Below are 24507 nucleotides of genomic sequence, written 5' to 3'. Positions count from 1 at the left end.
CTCGACCAACTTGCACGACGCGTCCAAGGTCAACAGCGAAGTGGCGCACAACATGAACGAAGCGGCCGGGCGCCAGCGTGAAGCCGTGGAGTTGGTGTCCACGGCGTTCAACGAAATGGTTGCCACGGCCAACGAAGTCGCGCGTTCATGCAGTAGCGCGGCGGAATCCGCCGAGAATGGCCATCGCCGGGTGGCCGAAGGCAAGCAGCAGATCGAGGTGACCACCGATAACGTCAACCGCCTGGGTCGGCGCTTGACCGAGTCGTCCCAGGCGATGGTCGAACTCGAAGCCGGCAGCCGCAGCATCAACCAGATACTCGGTACCATCCGCGCCATTGCCGAACAGACCAACCTGCTGGCTCTCAACGCCGCCATCGAAGCCGCCCGGGCCGGTGATCAAGGCCGGGGGTTTGCGGTGGTGGCGGATGAAGTGCGCGCGCTGGCCAAGCGCACGTCCGACTCCACCGGCGAGATAGAAAGCCTGCTCGGTACCCTCGGCAGCAAGACCGAGGAAGTCACGCAGAAGATGAGCAGTTGCCTGGACCTGTCCCGGGCCAGTGTGTCGTCCATCGAGAGCGCGCGCGACAGCTTTGAAGGCATTCAGTTGTCGGTCAATGAGATCCGCGACCAGAACCTGCAGATTTCCGCCGCCGCCGAAGAGCAACACAGCGTGGCGGAGGAGATCAACCGGCATATCCAGCAGATCTATGACGAGGCACGTTTAGTCGAGACCCTGGCCCACTCGGCGCAGGATGATTCGGGGCGGTTGTCGAACCTGTCTGCAGAACTGAACGGGCTGGTCGGGCGCTTCAAGTCCTAGCGCGGGCACTGTGCCGTCATTCTTTCGATACGAAATACACTGAACTATCTGACAAACGCAGGGCTCCTTTCCTATGCGCTGCCCCGATTCCAGGGGCGTTGTATAACAAGGAGCCGCCATCCCATGACCACCCTACCCGCCTATCGCTACGCCCCCGGACCGCTGCACACGACGCTGCTCGCCGGTACCGTGCCGTTGTTTCTGGGTGCCCTGCTCAGTGATATCGCCTACACCCAGACCTACCAGATTCAGTGGGCCAACTTCGCCTCATGGCTGATCGCCGGCGCGCTGGTGTTTTGTGGTCTTGCGCTGTTGTGCGCGTTGGTCAACCTGCTGCGTGCCGAACACAAAGCCGGGCAACCGACCGTCTACGTGCTATTGCTCGTGGCAACCTGGGTGCTGGGCCTGATCAACGCGTTCCAGCACGCCAAAGACGCCTACGCCGCCATGCCTGCCGGGCTGGTCCTGTCGGTAATCGTGACGCTGCTGACGCTGGCCGCCACCTGGACCGGCCTGCGCTCGGGAGATGCCCAATGAAGACTGCCCACACCCTGACCCTGTTAAGCGCAGCGCTGTTGCTCAGTGCTTGTGGCGGCGAAGCCGACAGACCGCAACCTCACGGCCCTGACCCCAAGCTGCCGGAGCAGCAAAGCAGCCTGTTGCCGAGCATGAAAATTGCCGAACCCACGCCCTGGGGTGCGCAAAAACCCAAAGTGCCCGAAGGCTACAGTGTCACCGCCATCGCCACCGGCCTGGCCATCCCGCGTCAAACCCTGGTCCTGCCCAACGGCGACATTCTGGTCGCCGAAGGCCGTGGCGGCAGCGCGGCCAAGCTCAAGCCCAAAGACGTGATTGCCAGTGTGATCAAGGCCCAGGGCAATACCCAGGTCAAAGGCGGCAACCGCCTGACCCTGTTGCGCGATACCGATGGTGACGGCACTTATGAGCTGAAAACCGTGTTTGCCGACAATCTCAACGCCCCCTATGGCCTGGCCTTCGCCGACGGCAAACTCTACGTGGCCAACCAGGACGCGCTGGTGCGCTTTGACTACACCGATGGCCAGACCAAAGCCAGCGCGCCCCCCGTCAAAGTCACTGACCTGCCGGCGCAGATCAACCACCACTGGACCAAGTCCCTGGCCGTGAGCGCCGACGGGCGCCAGCTCTACGTGGGCATCGGCTCCAACAGCAACATTACCGAGCGTGGCATGGAAGTGGAGATCGACCGGGCGATGGTCTGGCAGATCGATGCCGCCACCGGCGCGCACAAACCCTATGCCACCGGCCTGCGCAACCCGACGGCGCTGAAGGTGCAGCCGGGCACCGGCCAACTGTGGACAGTGGTCAACGAGCGCGATGAACTCGGCCCCGACCTGGTGCCGGATTACCTGACTTCGGTGCGCGAGGGTGCCTTCTACGGGTGGCCCTACAGCTACTGGGGCCAGAACGTCGACAGCCGCGCACAGCCGCAGAACCCGGCGAAAGTGGCAGCGGCGGTCAAACCCGATTACAGCCTGGGCTCCCACGTTGCAGCGTTGGGTGTGGATTTCTCCATCCCCGCAATGGGTGAGAAGTTCGCCGACGGCGTGTTCGTCGGCGAACACGGCAGTTGGAACCGCGACAACCCGGTGGGCTACAAGGTGATCTTCGTGCCGTTCAGCAACGGCAAGCCATCCGGCGAACCCGTTGACTTCGCCACCGGTTTTCGCGGCGACGACGGCAAGACCCGGGGGCGCCCGGTGGGCGTGACGGTGGACGCGAAAGGTGCGCTGATCATCGCCGATGACTTGGCCAACACCGTTTGGCGGGTGACGCGCAATCCGTAGGCAAAGGGTTTGACATGCTTGCCCGAGGCAACCATATTGTTGCCTCAGGCAACCATTTGAGCGCCATCATGTCCACCACCCTTTCCGAACGCGCCAGCATCATCCGTGGTTTCAATCGTTTCTATACGCACCAGATCGGTGTACTGCAGGAACACCTGCTGCAAAGCGACTTCTCCCTGACCGAAATCCGTGTGATGTACGAGTTGTCGTCCCGTGGCGATCTGACCAGCGCCGACCTGTGCCAGATGCTGGGCCTGGATGCCGGATACCTGAGTCGGCTGATCAAAGGATTCGAGAAGAAGGGCCTGGTCGAGAAAGTGCGCTCGGTCACTGATGCGCGCGCAGTACAACTGCACCTCAGCGACCTTGGCCGCTCCGTGCTCGCGCCCCTGGAACAGAAAACCCAGCTGGAAGTCATCGCCTTGCTGCAAGGCCTGCCCGAACTGCAACAACAGCAACTGACCGCAGCCATGCAGCGCATCCAGACGCTGCTGCAAGGTCGCGCACCGAGCTACCTGCTGCGCGACCCGCAACCCGGCGATATGGGCCTGGTGGTGCAACAGCAAGCGGCGTTGTATGCCCGTGAGTACCACTGGAACTGGGAATTCGAAGCCTTGGTGGCGGAAATTGTCGCCAAGTACCTGCGCGAATTTGACCCCAGTTGCGAGCGCTGCTGGATCGCGGAAAAGGACGGTGAGGTGGTGGGCTCGGTATTCGTGATACGTCATGACGAGACCACGGCCAAACTGCGCATGCTCTACGTGGACGCCAGTGCGCGGGGCATGGGTATCGGCCAGCGCCTGGTGGACGAATGCCTGCGCTTTGCCCGACATGCCGGCTACCAACGCATGGTGCTCTGGACCATGAGTGCGCTGACCGACGCCTGCAGGCTCTACCAGAAAGCCGGTTTCGAGTTGATCGAAGAAGAACCCACCCAAAGCTTCGGCAAGCCCTTGGTCAGCCAGACCTGGGCGCGTGATCTGTAGATCGGGGCCTCGTCACCCAGGCCCCGCACCGCTTATAGATCGGTGATTTCCTTGTGGCGTGGCACCAGCGCTTTCATCACGCTCCACGCCACCAGGTACGCCAGCGCACAGATCGCAAACATGATCATGTAGCCGGTGTGAATATCATTGACGGACTTGTAGTAGTCGAACACCCAGCCGCCGATCTTGGTCATGACCACGCCGCCCAGACCGCCGGCCATGCCGCCGATCCCCACCACGGACGCCACGGTTTTCTGCGGGAACATGTCGGACACGGTGGTGAAGATATTGCACGACCACGCCTGGTGCGCCGAGGCACCGATACCGATCAGCAGCACCGGCACCCAGAAGCTCAGGTAACCCAAAGGCTGCGCCAGCAACACCACCAGCGGGAACAGTGCGATCACCAGCATGGCTTTCATCCGGCCGTCGTAAGGTGCATCGCCACGCGCCATGAAGTAACTGGGGAACCAGCCGCCGCCGATACTGCCGACCATGGTCATGCTGTACAGCACCGCCAACGGCATCACGATATCCGCGCCTTTCATGCCGTACTGCGCCGACAGGTAAGTCGGCAGCCAGAACAGAAAGAACCACCACACGCCGTCGGTCATGAACTTGCCAAAAGCGAATGCCCAGGTCTGGCGGTAGGTCAGCAACTTGAACCAGGAGACTTTTTTCTGCGGCGCGCCGGCAGGTGCAGGGGTAAAGGGTTGTAGGGTCTGGTCACTGCGGATGTAGGCCAGTTCTTCGGCCGAAAGGCGCTTCTGCTCCTCCGGTTTCTGGTAAAGCACGCCCCACACCGCGACCCACACAAACCCCAGCATGCCGATGACGATGAACGCCGCTTCCCACCCCCACAGCCCGGCAATCAACGGCACACAGATCGGCGCCAGGATCGCCCCCACGTTGGCCCCCGAGTTGAAGATGCCGGTGGCCAGGGAGCGTTCTTTCTTCGGGAAGTACTCGGCGGTGGCCTTGATCGCGATGGGGAAGTTACCTGCTTCGCCAATGGCCAGGACGGCGCGGGACAGCATGAAGCCGGCAATCGACACCGGGATCACCGCAAGGCCAATGGCCCCACTGAGCGCCGCGATCCCCTCGCCCATCGGCACCGCGAACGCATGCATGATTGCGCCGGTGGACCAGATGCCGATCGCCACGACATACGCCGCCTTGGTGCCGATCCTGTCGACAAACCGCCCGGCAAACAACATGGAAATCGCATAGACGAACTGGAACACCGCAGCAATGTTGGCGTAGTCGGTATTGCTCCAGCCAAATTGCGTCGACAGTTGTGGCGCCAGCAGGCTGAGCACCTGGCGGTCGAGGTAGTTGACGGTAGTCGCGAAGAACAGCATCGCGCAGATGGTCCAGCGATAGTTGCCTACCGCCTGGCCCACGCGCTGGGCGTTGAGGGGCTCGTTCAAGTTCATGGCATCACTTTTTATTGTTTTTAGTAAGACACACGTAACGTCATATGTCGTCGTACAACATATGACTTTTATATCGAGCAGCCCGAGCGCTGTCAATCTGAAAGATTCAGCTTTGTTGAGGCCCTCGCAGGGATAGGAAGAATCGGGCAGGCACGGTTGTAGGATGACGCTGCTGATTACTCCGCGAAGAGCACGCCTGGCCATCCCCACTGCAAAAAAAAACAATCAGTGGTGAATTATTTCGTATGCGCTTGTATCTGAACTGACAGAGCGGTGCCATCGCAACGATGGCACCTCCCCTGTTCAGATTTAGAGTGGCCCGCATGAAATTACGCAAGAAAAGCGTCAAACCCATCGGATTGAAAGACATCACCATCGTCGACGATACCAAGGTGCGCAAGGCAATCACCGCCGCGGCCCTGGGTAACGCCATGGAGTGGTTCGACTTCGGCGTCTACGGTTTCGTCGCCTATGTACTGGGCAAAGTGTTCTTCCCCGACGCCTCGCCCAGCGTACAAATGATCGCCGCACTGGCTACCTTCTCCGTCCCCTTCCTGATCCGCCCCCTGGGCGGCCTGTTCTTCGGCGCATTGGGCGACAAATACGGGCGGCAGAAAGTCCTCGCCGCCACCATCGTGATCATGTCCCTGAGTACCTTTGCCATCGGCTTGATCCCAGGTTACGCCTCCATTGGCATCTGGGCACCGATCCTGTTGCTGCTCTGCAAGATGGCCCAGGGGTTTTCGGTGGGCGGCGAATACACCGGCGCCTCGATCTTCGTCGCCGAATATGCCCCGGACCGCAAGCGCGGGTTCCTCGGCAGTTGGCTGGACTTCGGCTCCATCGCCGGCTTCGTGCTCGGCGCGGGCGTGGTGGTGTTGATTTCCAGCGTGCTGGGCGAGGAACAGTTCGAAGCCTGGGGCTGGCGCCTGCCGTTCTTCCTCGCCCTGCCCCTGGGCATCATCGGCCTGTACCTGCGCCATGCGCTGGAAGAAACCCCGGCCTTCCAGCAGCACATGGACAAACTCGAGCAAGGTGATCGCCAGGGCCTGACCCACGGCCCCAAAGTGTCGTTCAAGGAGGTCGCCACCAAGCACTGGCGCAGCCTGCTGACCTGCATCGGTATCGTCGCGGCCACCAACGTGACCTACTACATGCTGCTCACCTACATGCCCAGCTACCTGTCGCACAACCTGCACTACAAAGAAAACAGCGGCGTGCTGATCATCATCGCGATCATGGTCGGCATGCTGTTCGTACAGCCATTCATTGGCTTTATCAGCGACAAGATTGGCCGCAAGCCTTTCATCATCGCCGGTAGCATCGGCCTGCTGTTGTTGGCTATTCCAGCGTTCATGCTGATCACCAGCGGCAAGATCGGCCTGATCTTCGGCGGTCTGCTGATCCTGGCCGTCGTGCTGAACTTCTACATCGGCGTGATGGCCTCGACCCTGCCGGCCATGTTCCCCACCCATATCCGCTACAGCGCGCTGGCGAGTGCCTTCAACGTCTCGGTACTGATCGCCGGTCTCACCCCTACCGCCACGGCCTGGCTGGTGGAAAGCACCGATGACCTGTACATGCCCGCCTACTACCTGATGGCGTTTGCCGTGATCGGCCTGATCACCGGCCTGACCATGAAGGAAACCGCCAACCGCCCCCTGCGCGGCGCCGCCCCGGCGGCCTCGGATATAGAAGAGGCCAAGGAGTTGCTGCAGGAGCACCACGACAGTATCGAACAGAAGATCGAAGCGATTGACGCCGAGATTGCCGAGCTGGAAGCCAAGCGCAAGAGCCTGGTCGAGCAGCACCCACGTATCAACTAAGCGGCTGGCGTGGCGGCGTCTGCCGCCACGCCATCGGAGTGTTCAACCATGATCCCCTGCGTCAACCCGACCCACTCGCTTCTCAGCCCGGAGGAGCGTGCCGCCATCGCGGAAATCGAGGCCACCACCAGCATCCTGCAATTGGTGACTCGCTTGACCAACATGCGCTTCGCCGGCATTGCCAAATTCACCGACGTGGAGTGGATAGTCTGCTCCGTGTACGACACCGCCAACATGGGCATCCATGTGGATGACGTGCTCGACCTGGAAACCACCCTGTGCAGTGAGTTCTGCATCAACCCCCACGCACTGTTCATCCCGCAAGTCAGCCAGGATGGCCGTTTTTCAACCCGCCCGGTGGTCAAGCAGTACGCCATTGAAAGCTACGCCGGCGCACCTATCTTCCTGCCGGACGGCCGCCTGTTCGGCGCGCTGTGCGCCCTGGATTCACGGGCGATGCTGTTTGACGACCCCAACCTGTCGGAAACCCTGAGCCTGTTTGCGCGGCTGATCGGCTGCATCTTCTTCGCTAACTTAACGGCGGCCGAACAGTAACAACACGCTTGCCTCGCAACACGGCCACATCGCGCTTGGGCGGCACGCCGAACAGCCGGCTGTACTCTCGACTGAATTGTGACGGGCTTTCATACCCCACTTTGAAGGCGGCGCTGGACACGTCCTGATGTTCGTTCAACATCAAGCGCCGCGCCTCGTTCAAACGCAGCCATTTTTGATACTGCAACGGGCTCATTGCGGTGAGTTGGCGAAAGTGATGATGAAAAGTGGCCGGGCTCATTTGCACGCGGGCGGCCAACTCATCCACCCGTAGCGGTTCGTCGTAATTAAGCTTCAGCCAGTCAATCGCCTTGGCGATCCGATAGCCCTGACCGTCCACCGCACAGATCTTGCGCAGGCGCCCTGCCTGATCACTCTTGAGCAGGCGGTAGTGGATTTCGCGCTGAATCAACGGGGCAAGCACCGGGATCGCCTCGGGCTCATCCAGCAGAGCCACCAGCCGCGCGAACGCCTGGAGCATACCCTCGGTAACAGTGCCGATACCCACGCCCTTCAGCGCTGCCCGTTCGCGGCTTGGCGGCAACTCGCCCAAGGCGATCAGTTCAGCCAGGATCCGCAGGTCCAACTTGAAGGTCAGGCCCAGGCAAGGTTGAGCCGGGCTGGCGGCCAGCACCTCGGAGTTGGCCGGAATGTCCAGCGAGGTCACCAGAAATCGCGAGGTGTCGTAGGCGTAACCCAGCCCGCCCACCCACAACTGCTTCGCACCTTGGGCGACCAACACAATGCTGGGCTCGACCATGCAGACCACCGGCGCCGCCGGCTGCTCCCGCCGATAAAAGCCCAGGACCGGGATCGCCATGGGGCGGTCACCCGGCGTGCAAACCTGCGAACCGATGGCTTGGATCAAGCTATCCAGAGGCGTTGGGTTGTTCTTCATAAAAGGCTCTTTTCTCTCTTCATCGAACTTTACCCCGGACGCCCCATGAACGTCCCCAGCAAACGCCAAGACTCAGAGGATCAGGCAAGTAATCCAGTGGAACGGACTACAGAACCACAGGCCACATCAGGAAAATGCACGGACCAACCTTCTCACGGATCACGCCATGAAAAGCCTTTTGCTCGCCCTGAGCGTGCTGCTGACGTCTTTTTCTTCACTGGGAGCCGATATGATCAACGGTGCTGACAACTTCTACAAAAGCGACAAGGTGACCGTCGAAAAAGTCACCTTCAACAACCAATATGGCATGCCGGTCGTGGCTAATCTATTCGTGCCAAAAAACCTTGCGCCGGCCTCCAAGAACGCAGCCATCGTCGTCGGCCACCCCATGGGCGCCGTCAAAGAACAGAGCGCGAATCTCTACGCGACCAAAATGGCCGAACAAGGCTTCGTCACCCTGTCTCTGGACCTGTCGTTCTGGGGTGAAAGCGCAGGCTCGCCGCGTAACGCGGTGCTGCCTGACCTCTACATTGAAGACTTCAGCGCCGCGATGGATTTCCTCGGCACACGCCCGCTGGTTGATCGCGAACGCATCGGTGTGATCGGCATCTGCGGCAGTGGCAGCTTCGCCATTGCCGCGGCGAAAATCGACCCACGCTTCAAGGCCATCGCCACCGTGAGCATGTACGACATGGGGGCGGCCAACCGCAATGGACTCAAACACGGCGTAACGCTGGAGCAACGTCGACAACTGCTGCGTCAGGCTGCCAACCAGCGCTACGTGGAATTCCAGGGTGGCGACAGCGTCTACACCGGCGGCACTCCGCACGCCCTCAGCGGCGATGCGGTAGGCGATGAGTTCTACGATTTCTACCGCACCCCGCGCGGCGAATTCACCCCGGCCGGCGCGTCGGCGCAAACCACCACGCAGCCGACACTGACCAGCAACGTGAAGTTCATGAACTTCTATCCGTTCAACGACATCGAGACGATCTCCCCACGCCCACTGTTATTGATCGCCGGCGCTGATGCCCACTCTCGCGAATTCAGCGAGGACGCCTATCAGCGTGCCGCCGAGCCCAAGGAATTGGTGATCATCCCGGGGGCCGGCCATGTGGATCTGTACGACCGAGTCAATCTGATCCCGTTCGTCAAGCTCACTGCCTTCTTCAAAGGCAACTTGAAGTGACCTCCCCTAACACTCATACGCACGGTTGGGCTGCGGTGTTCGCGATGTCTCTGGCGGCGTTCGCGTTGGTCGCCTCTGAATTCATGCCCGTGAGCTTGCTGACGCCGTTGGCGGCCGACCTGCAGATCTCCGAGGGTCAGGCCGGCCAGGGCATTTCGGTATCCGGACTGTTCGCCTTGCTTACCAGTCTGGTCATTGCGGCTGTCGCGGCACGGGTTGATCGCAAACGCCTGTTGCTGGGGTTGACCTTACTGATGATCCTGTCGGGAACCGTGGTGGCACTGGCGCCGGACTATCGGGTGTTCATGCTCGGCCGCGTGCTGATCGGCGTGGCCATAGGCGGCTTCTGGTCACTGTCGGCCGCCACTGCCATGCGCCTGGTGCCATCGGCCCAGGTGCCGCGCGCCTTGGCTATCGTCAATGGCGGCAACGCATTGGCAACCGTCATTGCAGCACCGCTGGGTAGCTTTCTCGGCGGGTTGATCGGCTGGCGCGGCGCATTCTTTTGCGTCGTACCGGTCGCCATGTTGGCGGGCGTATGGCTGCTGGTGAGCCTGCCATCGATAAAGATGCAGACCGCACCCCATTCCGGCAACGTGCTGCGCTTACTCAGAAAGGCTTCGGTGGCTCTGGGCATGCTCGCAGTCAGTGTATTTTTCATGGGCCAGTTCATGCTGTTCACTTACCTGCGCCCGTTCCTGGAAAACGTAACTCAAGTGAGTGTGTCCACACTGTCATTGATGCTGCTGGTGCTCGGCCTCACCGGCCTTGTGGGGACGTTCCTGATAGAACGGTTTCTGAAAAACGCTCTTTACCCGGCGCTTATCGCCATCCCGCTGTTGATGGCCTTGATCGCCGTGGCGTTGTTGGTCATGGGCAGTTCGCCAGTCGCCACCACGGCATTGCTGGGTTTCTGGGGCCTGGTGGCCACTGCTGCGCCGGTGGGTTGGTGGACCTGGCTGTCGCGCGAGCTGCCCGATGACGCGGAGGCTGGCGGCGGCTTGATGGTCGCAATCATTCAATTGGCGATTACTGCCGGTGCCACGGTCGGCGGCCTGGCGTTCGATCACTGGGGCTATCAAGCGACCTTTGAGCTGAGCGCGGCGTCGTTGGGTATCGCCGCGCTGCTGGCTTGCCTGGCCGCACGGCGCGCCTCGTTGACAACCGTGGGCGGCCGCCCTAGCGGAAAAACTGACTCGGCGTCTTGCCGAACTGTTTCTTGAACATATTGGTAAAGGCGCTCGGGCTGTCGTAGCCCAGCTCGATCGCCACATCGATGATCTTCTCCCCCACTGCAATGCGCTCCAGCGCCAGCAGCAACCGCGCCTGCTGGCGCCACTGGCCGAACGTCAGGCCGGTTTCCTTGCGGAACAGGCGCTGGATGGTCTTTTGGTCCAGGCCCAGTCGGTCGCTCCAGTCCGCCACCGTCGAGGCGTCACCGGCATCCTGTTGCAACGCCTGGCAGATATGGTTGATGCGTGAGTCGGCGGGCTGGGGCAACGACAGCGGCAACGCCGGCAGAATCGCCAGCTCGTCGAGGATCAGGTGCATGATCCGCGCATCGCGGGAGTCTTCGGCATAAGGCGGCTTCAAACTCACCGATGCCTTGATCAGTTCACTGAGCAGCGATGAAATGCTCACCGCCTTGGTCTCGGTGGGCAAATTCGGGAAGGCATCCGGGCGCACGAACACGCTGCGCATTTTCAGCGTACCCACGCAACGCAGCGAATGCACTTGCCCGCTGGGCATCCAGAAGCCGCGATTGGACGGCACCGTCCACTGGTTCTGCGCCGAGTGCACCACCATCACGCCTTCGATGGCGTAGAGTAGTTGGTGCTTTTCGTGGCTGTGATCCGGGATCACCCAGTTTTCAGGATAATCGGTGGCGGAACTGATCACCGCCCAGTCGCCCTCATCGATCTCCTGCAAAAATTCATCCAATGGTTTGATCATTTCGCCCTTTTTGCGATAGTTGCCTCCCGATTTTCGCGAGACAGGCATTTACGTCGAATCTAGCATGAACGCCGAAACAATTTGAAATGGGCAGCCAGCTCAAGTACTGGCAGCCCTAGAACGCTGCCTTGTATGGAATGCCTGCATGTCGACACTGACCGCGTCACCCGCCGCTGCAACCCCTGCGCCCCAGATAAGCCCTCTGGTCATGCGCGTCCTCGGTGCCTGCGCCCTGGCGCATCTGATCAATGACTTGATCCAGGCCGTGCTGCCTTCGATCTACCCGATGCTCAAAGCCAACTATGGGCTGAGCTTCACCCAGGTGGGCCTGATCACCCTGACCTTTCAACTCACCGCGTCCTTGCTGCAACCCTGGATCGGTTACCACACCGACCGCCATCCCAAGCCTTGGCTGTTGCCGGCGGGCATGGTCTGCACCTTGATCGGCATTCTGATGCTGGCGTTCGTCGGTTCCTTCCCGGCGATCCTGCTGGCAGCGGGGTTGGTCGGCGTCGGCTCGTCGACCTTCCACCCGGAAACCTCGCGGGTGGCACGCCTGGCCTCGGGCGGCCGCTATGGCCTGGCGCAATCGACCTTCCAGGTCGGCGGCAACACCGGCAGCGCCTTCGGCCCGTTGCTCGCGGCGGCCATCATCATTCCCTACGGCCAGACGCACATCGCCTGGTTCGGCCTGTTCGCGGTCTTCGCGATCCTGGTGCTGTATGGCTTGAGCCGCTGGTACCGCAACCACCTCAACCTGTTCAAGCTCAAGCAAGGCACCCAGGCAACCCATGGTTTGTCCAAAGGCCGCGTGACCTTCGCCCTGGTGGTGCTGGCCCTGCTGGTGTTCTCCAAATACTGGTACATGACCAGCCTGACCAGCTACTTCACGTTCTACCTGATCGAAAAATTCCAGCTGTCGGTTGCCAGTTCCCAGATGTACCTGTTCCTGTTCCTCGGCGCCGTGGCCGTCGGCACCTTCGCGGGCGGCCCGATCGGCGACAAGATCGGGCGCAAGAAAGTCATCTGGTTCTCCATCCTCGGCGCGGCCCCCTTCACCCTGGCCCTGCCCTATGTCGACCTGTTCTGGACGGCGGTCTTGAGCGTGGTGATCGGGTTTATCATCGCTTCGGCCTTTTCGGCCATCGTGGTGTATGCCCAGGAACTGGTGCCGGGCAATGTGGGCATGATCGCCGGGATCTTCTTCGGCCTGATGTTCGGTTTCAGCGGCATCGGCGCGGCCCTGCTCGGCTTGCTCGCCGACAGCCACGGCATCGAGTACGTCTACAAACTGTGCTCGTTCCTGCCGCTGGTGGGGATCCTGACGATATTGCTGCCATCGACCAAAGGCGCCTGACCCGCCGATCATCGGCTGGCCGTACGCCAGCACGATGAATGCTCTGAGAAACCTGCGTGTGCGCTTACAATCCTGGCTTTTAGCGCACACCCAGGCAGACCCGGCACCCAATGACGCTCGATCCCCCGACCATTCTGGCACTCACCGTTGCCCTGGCAGCCGCTGCCGCCCTGTACCTGGCCGTTGAATGGCGCAGCGTGCGCGAACCCTCGCTGCTGTTCTGGAGCGCCGGCTTCGCCATCATCAGCTTCGGCTCCATCCTCGCCCTGCTGCGCAGCAGCGGCTTCTGGATGATCGGCATCTGGTTCGCCAACGGTTTGCTGGTCAGCGCACACTTTTTATTCCTGTTGGGCGTGGCACGCTTCACCCAGCGGCGACTGTCGGCGTTTTGGCTACTGATGCCGGCCATATGGTTCGGGCTGCTGATGCTCCCGGCCGACCTGCTATGGTCCAAAATCATGCTGGCGGTGCAGTCATTGCTGGTGGCGCTGCCCACCTTGTGCGCCAGTTTCCTGCTTCGACCCCATGGCAAATCCCTCAGCATCGGCGCGGTGCAACTGCGTTACGTGCTGCTGATCCATGGCGCGTTCTATGTGGCCAAGGCCCTGTCGGTGCTGATCCCCGGCACCTTGATCGACCTGACGGCGTTCAAGGGCGAGATCATCCAGGTCTCCCTGGTGGAGGGCGCCATGGCGATCATGCTGATTGCCTTGTCGATGACCGGTTCCGAACGCTACCGCCGCGAACAACAGATTGCCCACCTGGCCGCCCGCGACCCGTTGACCGCCCTCTACAACCGCCGCGCCCTCGACCTGCACGCACCGCCCCTGCTCACCCAGGTTTCAGCGGCACAACCGGGCGCGCTGCTGCTGATCGACATCGATAACTTCAAACTGGTCAATGACCTCTACGGCCACACCGCCGGCGACCGCTTGCTGATCACCTTGAGCGAGATGATTCGCACCGTGGCCCCCGACGGCTCGCTGGCCGCCCGCCTGGGCGGCGATGAGTTCGTGATCCTGCTCAACGACACCTCGACCGAGCAGATCGTGGAACTGGGCAGCCGCCTGCGCGCCCAGTTCCACCAATTCGCCTCGCAGTCCTTCACCACGCCCGCGCCGATCACGTTGAGCATCGGCGCCAACCTGTTCGACCAACCGCCGCACAGCCTCGCGGTGTTGATTGAACTGGGTGACAGCGCACTCTATGAAACCAAGCGGGGTGGGCGCGACAGCATTCGCCTGGTGGACCGTACCGGCGCGTACGCTCATTCATCCCGGTAGGCGTTCACAACGATGTACAACAACGGCCCCACCGAGACGAACACCGCCGTCAGCAAAAAATACGGCAGCACGCCAATCACCGAGCCCCCCCGGGCCCGCGTATCCCGATACATCCACACACATGCCAGCACCGCCATCAGGTACAGGTCGATCACGACCTGCGCCGTATCCGGCCGCGTCATCAGTTCCCAGCCGAACGCCAGTAATGATTGCTCGGCGGTGAGCATCACCGCCAGGCTGTACAGCGAAAACCCGAGCAGAGCGGCCAGGGCGATATAAGTTCTTCTGGACATGGACTCTTCCTTGCAGTGAACGAGGCCCACCCTAGTGATAAGGTGGCGGCCCTCGCAATGACCTCGGAGGTCATGACCACGCCATGGACATCACCGTCAGCGCCGGCGAACTGTTACGCCAACTGCGCCGCCACGCCCGCCTGAGCCAACTGGACCTGGCCTTGATCACGGGCGTCTCGCAGCGTCACCTCAGTTGCATCGAAACCGGCCGCGCCAAGCCGAGCCCGGGCACCTTGCATAATCTGCTGACGGCGTTGGAAGCCCCGTTGGAGCAGTGCAACCATGTGTTCCTCGCCGCCGGTTATGCCCCCCGCTACGCCGCCACCCCGTTGGCATCGCCCGCCATGGCAGCGATTCGCGAAGCGGTCAGCCATGTGTTGCATGCCAACAACCCTGCACCAGCGATTCTGCTGGGCAGCCAGTGGGAAGTGTTGGCGGCGAACGCGAGTACCGGCGTGTTGTTTGAACTGGTGGGTATCCCGCCGGATGCGGCCGATGGCATCAACCTGCTCACCACGCTGCTGCAGACAGGTGGCCTGGGCGATCACCTGATCAACGCCGAGGAAATCCGCAGCCTGGCCTGGCAACGGGCAACCCGCGAAGCACTGGGTAATCCTGGGTTGGCCACGTTATTGGCGGGTTTACCGACACCGGCCGGCACCGAACTGCCCGGGTCGATGCCGCCGTTGGTGCTGACGCGTATCCGTTCGAAGCGGGGCGAACTGAACTTCCTGTCGACCTTCACCACCTTCGGCATGCCCCAGGACATCACCCTGACCTCACTGCGGATCGAACATCTGATTCCCGCTGACGCGGCTACATGGCAAGTAATGCGTGCCGCCTACGCGGATTATGCGGCGCTGGTTTTGTGAAATATCTGTCCGTAGACTGCCGCCATACCTCCCACCTGAAGGCGGCGAAAAAAACGTGATGCAAGTTACCGAAGTCTCCATTGCCCAATTGCGCGCGGCGCTTGAAACCGGCCAGACCACTGCCGTTGAACTGGTCAAGGCCTACCTGGCGCGGATCGATGCCTATGACGGCCCGCAGACGGCCACGGCCTTGAACGCCGTGGTGGTGCGCAACCCCCAGGCCCTTGAAGAAGCCAAGGCATCCGATGCGCGTCGGGCCAAGGGCGAAACCTTGGGACCACTGGATGGCATCCCCTACACCGCCAAAGACAGCTACCTGGTCAAGGGCCTGACGGCCGCCTCGGGCAGCCCGGCCTTCGCCAAGCTGACGGCCTATCGCGACGCGTTCACCATCGAGCGCCTGCGGGCCGGCGGCGCCATCTGCCTGGGCAAGACCAACATGCCGCCGATGGCCAATGGCGGGATGCAACGCGGCGTTTATGGTCGCGCAGAGAGCCCGTACAACGCCGACTACCTCACCGCGCCCTTTGCTTCCGGCTCCTCCAACGGCGCAGGCACCGCGACAGCCGCCAGCTTTGCCGCATTCGGCCTGGCCGAAGAAACCTGGTCGAGCGGGCGCGGTCCGGCGTCCAACAATGGCCTGTGTGCCTACACCCCGTCCCGTGGGGTGATTTCGGTGCGCGGCAACTGGCCGTTGACGCCGACCATGGACGTGGTGGTGCCGTATGCACGCACCATGGCCGACCTGCTGGAGGTGCTCGATGTGGTGGTCGCCGAAGACCCCGACACCCGTGGCGACCTGTGGCGCCTGCAACCCTGGGTGCCGATCCCGAGCGTGGCCTCGGTGCGCCCGGCTTCCTACGCTGAACTGGCAGCGCCTCGCGAGTCGCTCGCAGGTAAACGCTTCGGCGTGCCGCGCATGTACATCAACGCCGACCCCGAGGCCGGCACCAGCGAAAAACCCGGGATCGGCGGGCCGACCGGGCAAAAGATCAACACCCGTGCCAGCGTGATCGACCTGTGGCAGGCCGCCCGCCAGGCGCTGGAAGCCGCCGGCGCCGAGGTGATCGAGGTGGATTTCCCGCTGGTGTCCAACTGCGAAGGCGACCGCCCCGGCGCGCCGACCGTGTTTACCCGCGGCCTGGTGTCCAAGGAATTCCTGCACGACGAACTGTGGGAGCTGTCGGCCTGGGCCTTCGATGACTTCCTGCGTGCCAATGGCGACCCGACCCTCAATCGCCTGGCGGATGTCGACGGCCCGCAGATCTTCCCGCACGACCCGGGCACCCTGCCCAACCGTGAAGACGACCTGGCCGCCGGCATGGACGAGTACGTGCGCATGGCCAAACGTGGCATCACACCGTGGAATGAGATCAGCACCGTGCCCGACGGCCTGCGGGGCCTGGAGCAAACCCGGCGGATTGACCTGGAAGACTGGATGGACAACCTGGGGCTGGACGCCGTGCTGTTCCCGACCGTGGCCGACGTGGGCCCGGCAGATGCCGATGTGAACGAAACCAGTGCCGATATTGCCTGGAGCAACGGGGTTTGGGTCGCCAATGGCAACCTCGCCATTCGCCATCTGGGTGTGCCCACCGTCACCGTGCCGATGGGCATGATGGCGGACATCGGCATGCCGGTGGGGCTGACCTTTGCCGGGCGTGCCTATGACGACTCGCAACTGCTGCGCTTCGCTTCGGCGTTTGAAGCCACCGGCAGCAAACGCGTGATTCCCCCGCGTACTCCGCCCTTGGCGGCAGACTGATATCGGGCAAGCCCTAATGCCTGTCAGTTAAGCGATTGAGTCGACGACGGATAACCTGTGGGAGGGGGCTTGCCCCGCTCCCACTTTCGACTGCATTTCAAACCAACGGCACGGCTATCAACAAAATGGCCGTGCCATGGGTCAGCGTGGCTGGCAACACGCCATAACGCATCCGCACCCAGGCGCAGGCCAGCCCTTCGATCAGGGTGAACAGCAACACCGTCGCACCCAGTTGGGTCACACTCAAGGCCAGGAACGTATGGCAGGCGGCAAAGGCCACGCCGCTGATCAAGGCGGCACGCAACGGCGTGAGCTGCTGCTCCAGGTAACCCTGCAGGAACCCGCGAAACAACACCTCTTCCAGCGCGTTGGCGCCGTAAGCCAATACCAGCATGCCCGGCAGCCACACCCAATAGCCATGGATCGCGGACGCGTCGATACCTTGGTGAACCCGTAGCGGCACACCGATCAGGCAGCCCACCAACAGTCCCACGGCCAGGCCAACAGCCGGATTGCCGATGGACCAGCGCACCATCTGCCACAACTGCGGAGCGATCCGCGCCAGCAACAGGATCAGCAACGCCGATAAACCACCCAGCATGGCCAATACGAACGTATTGTGGGTGAAGGCGATCTGCGCCTCCCTGCCGAGTGACCACATGCCCAGCGGCGTCATCACGTCGCGCATCAATACGAACGCCGCGAGCAGGATCAGGATGCGCATTGCGGACAAGGTGCTGGGCGTCAGCGCAAACCACAGCCCGAACAGCAACAGACCCGGCGCCAAGTGGAGGCCGTAGTCAATCAATACTTCCATGCCTTGGGTAATCATCAACGCATCAACCCCGAGCGATAGCGATCATGTCGATTTTGATCGACGCCGGCTTCGCAAACGGCCTCCCTGCACCGACGGAGGGTTGAACGGCCTGGTAGTTTGGGTTCGGTAGCATGGCTGGCTTCCTGGTGGATTTGATCAGTGTGGCGCTAGCATAGCCATGTGCCACAAAGGCAGGAAGTGGGGCAAATTCCAGAAAGAAACTGAGCAAGTGTTGAGACGTCATATGATGTCGCACACTATTTAAAGCGTGACCTATGCCAATATTTCAAAGGCATTCAAAAAATTCACTTTCCTTGCAGATTAAAAATACGGCATGGTTGTACGACGACTTAAGTGTTCGTACCCCCTGACAACAATAAGGAAACACCCATGCCCAACATCAAAGTGCTGATCGGTTTTCTGTGCCTGTTTTCCGCTGCGGTCTCAGCCGCGCCCGCCCCCGCCGAAAAAGAGGTGGCGCAGGCCGTCGACCAACTGACCCAAGCCATGCTCCACCTGGACCTCAAGCAACTGCACGCGTTGACGTCCGACAAGCTCACCTACGGCCACTCCAGCGGCAAGGTCCAGAACAAGGCGCAATTCATCGCCGACCTGGAAAACCACACCAGCGCATTCAAGACCCTGGAGATGCAGAACCAGACCATCACGCTCGACGGCGACACCGCCTTGGTGCGCAACCACTTTCACGCCTTGGCGGTGAACAGCGGCGTCGAAGTGCCCACCGATATCGACAACTTCCAGGTCTGGCAGAAACAGCAAGGCAAGTGGCTGCTGATCGGGCGTCAAGCCTACAAGTACTGACTCACCATGCCACCACCTTGCGCACCTTGAGCAACGCCTCGCGCAACGCCGGTATTTCCACCGAGCCGAGCGCCAGACGCAACGCGTGGGGCACGTAGGCCGAGACCGCAAACGGCTCAGCGGTGGACACGGAAATCTGCTCGCGCTGCAAGGTCATGGCGATCTGGTCAGCGCGGGCATCCTCCCCCAGCGGCAACCATAGAAAGTACGACGAGGGGTGACTGATATAATCAACACCCTTCAGCACCTGCGCCGCCAAAGCCTGCCGCATCCGGGCATCCTGGCGTTTTTGCGCCTCCAGCCGCGCCACGGTGCCGTCTTCGATCCAGGCCACGGCAATCGCACTCATCACCCCCGGCACGTTCCAGGTGGTGGCCATGATCCTGCGCTCCAACCCTTTCACCCAGGCAAGCGGCGCAGCGATGAAACCGACGCGCAGTCCCGTGGCCACACTCTTGGAAAAGCCACCGACATACACCGTGCGCTCCGGCGCCAGGCTCGCCAAGGGCAGTGGCGCGTCGTCGGCGAGAAATGCGTAGGCCGCATCTTCGATAATCATCAGATTGTGCCGACGGGCAATCTCGACCAGTTGCTCACGCTGTGCCAGGTTCAACACCCAGCCCAAAGGGTTGTGCAAGGTCGGAATGCTATACACGGCGCGCACCGGTCGCTGGCGACACAGACGCTGCAGGAACTCAAGGTCCGGCCCCTCGGCACCGACCGGAATCGCGACGACCTCCAGGTGCAGGGTCTCGGCCAGCACTTTGAAGCCCGAATACGTCAGCGCGTCCACGGCGATCACCTCACCGGGCTTGAGCAATGCCATCAGGCTTACCGCCAAGCCGTGCTGGGCGCCGCTGACCACCAGCACCTGTTCAGCGTCCACCGCCAACCCCCGACTCAACAAGTGCCGCGCCACCGCTGCGCGCTCGTGCAGGCGACCGGCGTGGGGCTGATAGCGCAACAGGGCTTCGAGGTCACCCGACAGGGCCAACTGGCGCAACGCAGTGCGCAACAGGTCGGCCTGGCCAGGCAACGCGGGGTAGTTGAAGTTGAGGTCGAGCACGCCCGTAGCGACGATCATCTGGCCACTGCCCTGCCCCGGCGGCAACGCAATCTCCCTGACAAACGTGCCACGGCCGGTCTCACCGCTGACCAGGCCCATGGCCTCCAGCTCGGCATACACGCGACTGGCGGTGACCAGGGCCAGGCCATGCTCGGCGGCCAACTGCCGGTGAGTCGGCAACCGCGTGCCAGGCGGCATTTTCCCGCTGCGGATATCGGCGGCGAAGCGGTCGACCAGCGACTTGTAGCGGGCGCGCGGCATAGGCGGTGTATCCATGACAATTTTTTGATTGTCTCAATCTTCACTTCTAGGATGCCGGACACGCAACTTTTCTTTCTTCGGGCATCTTCCATGGAACGTACCTCGCGGTTCAGCACCCTCGATAGCAGCACCCAAGGTTGGATCAACGGCTTTATCGGCGTGGTGATTTTCAGCGGCTCATTGCCCGCCACACGCCTGGCCGTGATGGCGTTTGACCCGGTATTTCTGACCCTGATCCGCGCCACCCTCGCCGGCTTGCTCGGCCTGTTGCTACTGCGGTTGTTCAAGGAGAAACGCCCCTCGCGCGGGCAATACATGCCCCTGGTGATCGTCGCCCTGGGCGTGGTCATCGGTTTCCCCCTGCTGACTGCCCTCGCGCTGCAATACGTGACGTCGGCGCATTCAATCGTGTTTATCGGCCTGCTGCCCCTGGCCACGGCGGTATTCGGCGTATTGCGTGGCGGTGAGCGGCCAAGGCCGGTGTTCTGGCTGTTTTCAATCCTGGGCAGCGCGCTGGTGATGGGCTATGCCTTCGCTCAAGGCTTGAGCGCCGCGCCTGCGGGCGATTTGCTGATGCTGCTGGCGGTACTGGTGTGCGGGCTGGGTTATGCCGAGGGCGCCCGGTTGTCGCGCAGCCTGGGCGGCTGGCAGGTGATCTGCTGGGCGCTGGTGGTGTCATTGCCGGTGGTGGCACCGTTGAGCGTGATCCTGGCGCCGCACAGTTTCAGCGGCATCCCGTTGCCCGCCTGGCTGAGCCTGGGCTACGTGTCGCTGTTCAGCATGTTGATCGGTTTTGTGTTCTGGTATCGCGGCCTGGCCCAGGGCGGTATCGCCGCCGTCGGCCAGTTGCAGTTGCTGCAACCGTTCTTCGGCCTGGCGCTGGCGGCGGGCCTGCTGCATGAACAGGTCAGCCTTGGCATGCTGCTGGTGACCCTGGCCGTGATCGGCTGCGTGGCCGGGGCCAAGCATTTCGCACGTTAACGTTGAGGGGCGACCATCTTGAATTTGATGTGGATGTCGTTGGACACCACGCTGTTGCCCGCCCACTCACCCTCGCCGATCCGATAGTCTGCGCGATTGAGCACGAACTCGCCGTCGAATACACCGATGCCGCCCTGCTCCTTGAGCAGCACATCGATCACCACCGGCTGCGTGATGCCTTTGATCGTCAGGTGGCCGCTGATCTTGTAGCGGTTCTCGCCCAAGGCGACGGCACCGCTGGATTCATACACGCCCACCGGGTAGGTCGCGGTGTCGAACCAGGCAGGTTGCTGCAGTTGGGTGTTGGCATCCGGGCTGCCGGCGTCGATGCTGGCCAGCTGGATCTTGAGCAACGCATGGGCAGCCTCGGGCCTCTGCGTGTCGAATGTCAGCGTCCCTTCGAAATCGCTGAAGGTGCCATACACCCGCTGCCCGAACTGCTGGAAGGTAAAGCTGATCTGGCTCGCCGTGCGGTTGACGTCCTTGTACTCCACGGCCTGGGCACTGGAGCAACCAATGAGGGCAAGCACCAGCAGCACAGCGGGGAAAGTTCGACGGTTCATGCAACGCTCCGCAAGAAGTAAGGACGCCTGGTTCCCATTCTGCCCGTGGGCTGTTAAACAGAGTAGTCGCCCAGAACAATAAGGATTTTGCATGCTGCCCCCTTCTCTGCAGGACATCACCGCGCCGCAAGGCATTTGCTACGGCTGCGGTGGCAGCAACCCGCATGGCTTGCACATCAAGAGCCGGTGGGATGCCGATGGCGTCCACCTGATCGCCGAACATCAACCCCAGCCCCAATACACCGGCTGGCCGGACCTGGTCTACGGCGGCCTGATCGCCATGTTGGTGGACTGCCATTCCAACTGGACCGCCATGGCCTACCACTACCGCGCCGAGCAGCGTGAACCCGGCACCTTGCCGCGCATCGACTGCGTGACCGGCAACCTCGGGATCAAATTCATCAAACCGACGCCCATGGGCGTGACACTGACCCTGCGTGCACGGGTCGAGGGCGAGGTCGGGCGTAAAAGCCGCGTGGTCTGCGAGGTGTACGCCGGCGACGTCCTCACGGCCATCGGCGACTCGGTGTTCGTGCGCGTCGACACCGGGCAATTGGCCGCCGCCGCCCATGGCCGCGAAGGTTGATCCTGGTCTACAGTGAACGCCACCGCTCCCGAGGACTGCCCCGATGACGCGTCTCACCGCGAAAGACTTCGCCCCCGAACTGCTGGAACTCTACGACGGCTATGCCCACGGCAAGCTCAACCGTCGTGAGTTTCTCGACCGCGCCGCGCTGTTTACCTTCGGTGGCCTCACCGCCTCCGCGTTGCTGGCGGCCCTGAGCCCCGACTATGCCCTGGCCGAGCAAGTGAAATTCACCGACCCGGATATCGTCGCCGATTACATCACCTACCCTTCGCCCAAAGGCAACGGTACCGTGCGCGGTTACCTGGTGCGCCCGGCCAAAACCAGTGGCAAGGTGCCGGCCGTGGTGGTGGTGCATGAAAACCGGGGCCTCAACCCGTATATCGAAGACGTCGCCAGGCGCCTGGCCAAGGCCGGTTTTATCGCCCTGGCGCCGGATGGCCTGACATCGGTGGGCGGCTACCCGGGCAACGATGAAAAAGGCGTGGCGCTGCAGCAGAAAGTCGATCCCGAAAAGCTGATGAACGACTTCTTCGCCGCCATCGAGTGGTTGATGCACCACGACGCCAGCACCGGCAAAGTCGGGATAACCGGTTTCTGTTACGGCGGTGGCGTGACCAATGCAGCGGCGGTGGCCTATCCGGAGTTGGGTGCGGCGGTCTCGTTCTATGGGCGCCAACCGGAGGCCAAGGACGTGCCGCGCATCAAGGCTCCGGTCATGCTGCATTACGCCGAGCTGGATACGCGGATCAATGAGGGGTGGCCGGCGTATGAAAAAGCCTTGAAGGCGGCCGGGACGACCTATGAGGCGTACCTCTACAAAGGCGCCAACCATGGCTTCCACAATGACTCAACGCCACGGTACGACGAGGCGGCCGCGAACCTGGCGTGGGAACGCACCCTCGGCTGGTTCCGCAAGTATCTGGCCTGAATGTCATGAGTCCTGTGGGGCGGGCTTGTGTGGCGAGGGAGCTTGCTGTGGCGAGGGAGCTTGCTCCCGTTGACTGCGCAGCAGTCTCCCGCTTTATGGGGGCGCTTCGCCCCCCAGCGCAAGCAAGCTTGCTCGCCACACCTGACCCTGCGTCGCATTTGGATGTCGTTGTTGTCGAGGTCAGTGCTCCAGCGCATACCTGCGGCAATGGTTGAGATAGCCCTGCTCATGGCTGCCCACCAGTTGCACCACGCTGGTCCATAACCAGGAAGGCGCATCCAACTGCCTGGAACGGTTCTCCTGCAATACCGACATCCACGCCTTGCGTGTGTCGCGGTCCATTTGCCGGGCATGGGCGATCCCGACGACGCGGGCCAGGTAACCAGCGGCGTGCATGGCATCCGTCTCGCTCAACTCGTCCAGTTCCAGCTTCATGTCCTGGGGCAGCAATTCGCGGATGAAGAAGCCGTGATCCAGAAACCGCGTGGCGACCATGCGCTCACCCAAGCCCGGTGACAGCTGACGGGCGCCTTCCACCACGCGGCGGCCGTTGTCCCTGGGCATCTTCGCCCGCGGCGCACGGGGGGCGGCGGCGCCGACCGCTTCCTTGATATCGATCAGACAGTATTCCTGCTCGTCCTTGTCGCCCACTCCCAACAACGCCGCATAACGCAGCAAGCCCAGGGAACTGCACCCCTTGACCCAATAGGCCGAGTCCAGCAGCTCGACCTTGGCGTCTTTGGGACGGCCCTTGAGTGACGTCACCAGTTGCTGGATCTCATCGGACGCACAGACGCTTTGCAGGGCACTCTTTTCCGCACGCGACAGCGACCAGAAGTGCTTGCCCAACGGGATGCTCGGCCGTGCATTTTCGATACGTTCACGCGCCAGGTTCTTCCAGGTGCGCTCAACTGCGCTGCGCATGCCGGCCTTGACCTGGGACGGGCGTGGCGGCACTTCGTCGGGTTTGTCTTTGAAGGCTTGTTCGTAGCCCACCATCATTTCTTCGAGCATGCGGGCGGTCGTCACGCCCGGCAGGTCCGAGCCGCGAGCGGCGGTCGCCAGGGACAGGGCCAGGCGCACCAGGTCGTGGGCCGGGTTACCGATCACGGTCTGGTCGAGGTCGCGAATATGCATGTCGATGCGCCCCTTGATATCCCCGGTCGGGCCCAGGTTGCCCGCGTGGCAATCGCCGCAGATCCAGATAGCCGGGCCATGAGGCAAGCGTCGACCGGGTTGGCTGTGCAGCCATTCATAAAACTGCACCGTACTGCCACGCACATAAGCGTGGGCGGAACGGGCCATCTTCAGGTTGCGCAATTGCGTGAGGTGGGGCATACGGTCGGAGGGGCGCGGACTTTTCATGAAGGCACTCGGTAGGGGCTACGGTAGAGGGTAGCCCGTGACGAATGTTTCATTTT

At 62.0% G+C, this 24507-nt stretch carries 24 protein-coding genes; 16 read left to right on the top strand and 8 right to left on the bottom strand.

The window, feature by feature from the left end; translation table 11 throughout:
• Window positions 1–52 precede the first annotated feature (52 nt).
• The 4 genes from MJP36_RS28110 (at window position 53) to MJP36_RS15575 (ending at window position 3632) form a co-directional block, all read left to right on the top strand.
• Window positions 53–820, top strand: a complete 768-nt coding sequence (locus MJP36_RS28110; RefSeq protein WP_425226344.1) for a methyl-accepting chemotaxis protein — start codon at window positions 53–55, stop codon at window positions 818–820.
• A 123-nt stretch (window positions 821–943) separates the two neighbouring features.
• Window positions 944–1357: a DUF2231 domain-containing protein gene (locus MJP36_RS15585; RefSeq protein ID WP_244383381.1), complete on the top strand. Its 414-nt coding sequence runs from the start codon at window positions 944–946 to the stop codon at window positions 1355–1357.
• Window positions 1354–2646: a PQQ-dependent sugar dehydrogenase gene (locus tag MJP36_RS15580; RefSeq protein WP_244383380.1), complete on the top strand. Its 1293-nt coding sequence runs from the start codon at window positions 1354–1356 to the stop codon at window positions 2644–2646. The genes MJP36_RS15585 and MJP36_RS15580 overlap by 4 nt, the downstream gene beginning before the upstream one ends.
• Before the next feature lie 68 nt (window positions 2647–2714).
• On the top strand, window positions 2715–3632 hold the full coding sequence (locus MJP36_RS15575) for a bifunctional helix-turn-helix transcriptional regulator/GNAT family N-acetyltransferase (RefSeq protein ID WP_244383379.1): 918 nt from the start codon (window positions 2715–2717) through the stop codon (window positions 3630–3632).
• Between the two features lie 32 nt (window positions 3633–3664).
• Here the strand turns inward: MJP36_RS15575 and MJP36_RS15570 are convergent, their stop codons facing one another.
• Window positions 3665–5068 carry an MFS transporter gene (locus MJP36_RS15570; RefSeq protein ID WP_090370758.1) on the bottom strand — a complete coding sequence of 468 codons (1404 nt, stop codon included), beginning with the start codon at window positions 5066–5068 and terminating at the stop codon, window positions 3665–3667.
• Window positions 5069–5391: 323 nt separating this feature from the next.
• Between MJP36_RS15570 and proP the strand changes: the two genes are divergently transcribed.
• Entirely contained in the window at window positions 5392–6894 is a 1503-nt protein-coding gene (proP, locus tag MJP36_RS15565) for a glycine betaine/L-proline transporter ProP (RefSeq protein WP_060752680.1), read from the top strand.
• Between the two features lie 48 nt (window positions 6895–6942).
• Window positions 6943–7449: a GAF domain-containing protein gene (locus tag MJP36_RS15560; RefSeq protein ID WP_244383378.1), complete on the top strand. Its 507-nt coding sequence runs from the start codon at window positions 6943–6945 to the stop codon at window positions 7447–7449.
• Here the strand turns inward: MJP36_RS15560 and MJP36_RS15555 are convergent.
• Entirely contained in the window at window positions 7424–8347 is a 924-nt protein-coding gene (locus MJP36_RS15555; RefSeq protein WP_244383377.1) for an AraC family transcriptional regulator, read from the bottom strand. The genes MJP36_RS15560 and MJP36_RS15555 overlap by 26 nt on opposite strands.
• A 166-nt stretch (window positions 8348–8513) precedes the next feature.
• On the opposite strand from MJP36_RS15555, the gene MJP36_RS15550 reads away from it, so the two are divergent.
• Both MJP36_RS15550 and MJP36_RS15545 read left to right on the top strand, forming a co-directional pair.
• Window positions 8514–9536, top strand: a complete 1023-nt coding sequence (locus tag MJP36_RS15550; RefSeq protein ID WP_244383376.1) for an alpha/beta hydrolase — start codon at window positions 8514–8516, stop codon at window positions 9534–9536.
• A gap of 44 nt (window positions 9537–9580) precedes the next feature.
• The gene (locus tag MJP36_RS15545; RefSeq protein ID WP_244385630.1) at window positions 9581–10759 is read left to right on the top strand and encodes an MFS transporter; all 1179 of its coding nucleotides are present in this window, start codon (window positions 9581–9583) and stop codon (window positions 10757–10759) included.
• On the opposite strand, the gene MJP36_RS15540 is transcribed toward MJP36_RS15545, so the two are convergent.
• The gene (locus tag MJP36_RS15540) at window positions 10716–11537 is read right to left on the bottom strand and encodes an AraC family transcriptional regulator (protein ID WP_244383375.1); all 822 of its coding nucleotides are present in this window, start codon (window positions 11535–11537) and stop codon (window positions 10716–10718) included. The genes MJP36_RS15545 and MJP36_RS15540 overlap by 44 nt on opposite strands.
• Before the next feature lie 97 nt (window positions 11538–11634).
• Between MJP36_RS15540 and MJP36_RS15535 the strand changes: the two genes are divergently transcribed.
• Together MJP36_RS15535 and MJP36_RS15530 are read left to right on the top strand one after the other, a co-directional pair.
• Window positions 11635–12846, top strand: a complete 1212-nt coding sequence (locus MJP36_RS15535; RefSeq protein ID WP_060752674.1) for an MFS transporter — start codon at window positions 11635–11637, stop codon at window positions 12844–12846.
• Between the two features lie 110 nt (window positions 12847–12956).
• On the top strand, window positions 12957–14129 hold the full coding sequence (locus tag MJP36_RS15530; RefSeq protein WP_244383374.1) for a GGDEF domain-containing protein: 1173 nt from the start codon (window positions 12957–12959) through the stop codon (window positions 14127–14129).
• Here the strand turns inward: MJP36_RS15530 and MJP36_RS15525 are convergent.
• A complete protein-coding gene (locus MJP36_RS15525; protein WP_244383373.1) occupies window positions 14114–14422 on the bottom strand; it encodes a DUF2834 domain-containing protein in 309 nt (102 codons plus the stop codon). The two genes, MJP36_RS15530 and MJP36_RS15525, sit on opposite strands and share 16 nt — an antisense overlap.
• An 83-nt stretch (window positions 14423–14505) precedes the next feature.
• Between MJP36_RS15525 and MJP36_RS15520 the strand changes: the two genes are divergently transcribed.
• Window positions 14506–15294, top strand: a complete 789-nt coding sequence (locus MJP36_RS15520) for a helix-turn-helix domain-containing protein (RefSeq protein ID WP_244383372.1) — start codon at window positions 14506–14508, stop codon at window positions 15292–15294.
• A gap of 55 nt (window positions 15295–15349) precedes the next feature.
• A complete protein-coding gene (locus MJP36_RS15515; protein ID WP_244383371.1) occupies window positions 15350–17059 on the top strand; it encodes an amidase in 1710 nt (569 codons plus the stop codon).
• A 97-nt stretch (window positions 17060–17156) separates the two neighbouring features.
• Here MJP36_RS15515 and MJP36_RS15510 read toward each other — a convergent pair whose 3' ends face one another.
• Entirely contained in the window at window positions 17157–17891 is a 735-nt protein-coding gene (locus tag MJP36_RS15510; RefSeq protein WP_244383370.1) for a CPBP family intramembrane glutamic endopeptidase, read from the bottom strand.
• Between the two features lie 375 nt (window positions 17892–18266).
• Between MJP36_RS15510 and MJP36_RS15505 the strand changes: the two genes are divergently transcribed.
• Entirely contained in the window at window positions 18267–18698 is a 432-nt protein-coding gene (locus tag MJP36_RS15505) for a nuclear transport factor 2 family protein (RefSeq protein ID WP_060752668.1), read from the top strand.
• 1 nt (window position 18699) lies between these two features.
• Here the strand turns inward: MJP36_RS15505 and MJP36_RS15500 are convergent, their stop codons facing one another.
• Complete coding sequence (locus tag MJP36_RS15500) at window positions 18700–20025, bottom strand: aminotransferase-like domain-containing protein (RefSeq protein ID WP_244383369.1); 1326 nt, start codon at window positions 20023–20025, stop codon at window positions 18700–18702.
• A 90-nt stretch (window positions 20026–20115) separates the two neighbouring features.
• Between MJP36_RS15500 and MJP36_RS15495 the strand changes: the two genes are divergently transcribed.
• The gene (locus MJP36_RS15495; protein WP_104993941.1) at window positions 20116–21006 is read left to right on the top strand and encodes a DMT family transporter; all 891 of its coding nucleotides are present in this window, start codon (window positions 20116–20118) and stop codon (window positions 21004–21006) included.
• Here MJP36_RS15495 and MJP36_RS15490 read toward each other — a convergent pair.
• Window positions 21003–21569 carry a YceI family protein gene (locus MJP36_RS15490; protein ID WP_060752665.1) on the bottom strand — a complete coding sequence of 189 codons (567 nt, stop codon included), beginning with the start codon at window positions 21567–21569 and terminating at the stop codon, window positions 21003–21005. The two genes, MJP36_RS15495 and MJP36_RS15490, sit on opposite strands and share 4 nt — an antisense overlap.
• 91 nt (window positions 21570–21660) lie before the next feature.
• Between MJP36_RS15490 and MJP36_RS15485 the strand changes: the two genes are divergently transcribed.
• Entirely contained in the window at window positions 21661–22155 is a 495-nt protein-coding gene (locus MJP36_RS15485; RefSeq protein WP_090370729.1) for a PaaI family thioesterase, read from the top strand.
• Window positions 22156–22198: 43 nt separating this feature from the next.
• Complete coding sequence (gene yghX / locus MJP36_RS15480) at window positions 22199–23086, top strand: YghX family hydrolase (protein ID WP_104993942.1); 888 nt, start codon at window positions 22199–22201, stop codon at window positions 23084–23086.
• 180 nt (window positions 23087–23266) lie between these two features.
• Here the strand turns inward: yghX and MJP36_RS15475 are convergent, their stop codons facing one another.
• Window positions 23267–24451: a DUF2252 family protein gene (locus MJP36_RS15475; RefSeq protein ID WP_104993943.1), complete on the bottom strand. Its 1185-nt coding sequence runs from the start codon at window positions 24449–24451 to the stop codon at window positions 23267–23269.
• Window positions 24452–24507 lie beyond the last annotated feature (56 nt).

The sequence above is a fragment of the Pseudomonas palleroniana genome (assembly GCF_022836895.1).
In the GTDB taxonomy this organism is placed as follows: Bacteria; Pseudomonadota; Gammaproteobacteria; order Pseudomonadales; family Pseudomonadaceae; genus Aquipseudomonas; species Aquipseudomonas palleroniana.
The sequence above is the reverse complement of the archived record's forward strand: the minus strand, read 5'-3'. Positions and strand labels throughout refer to the sequence as shown.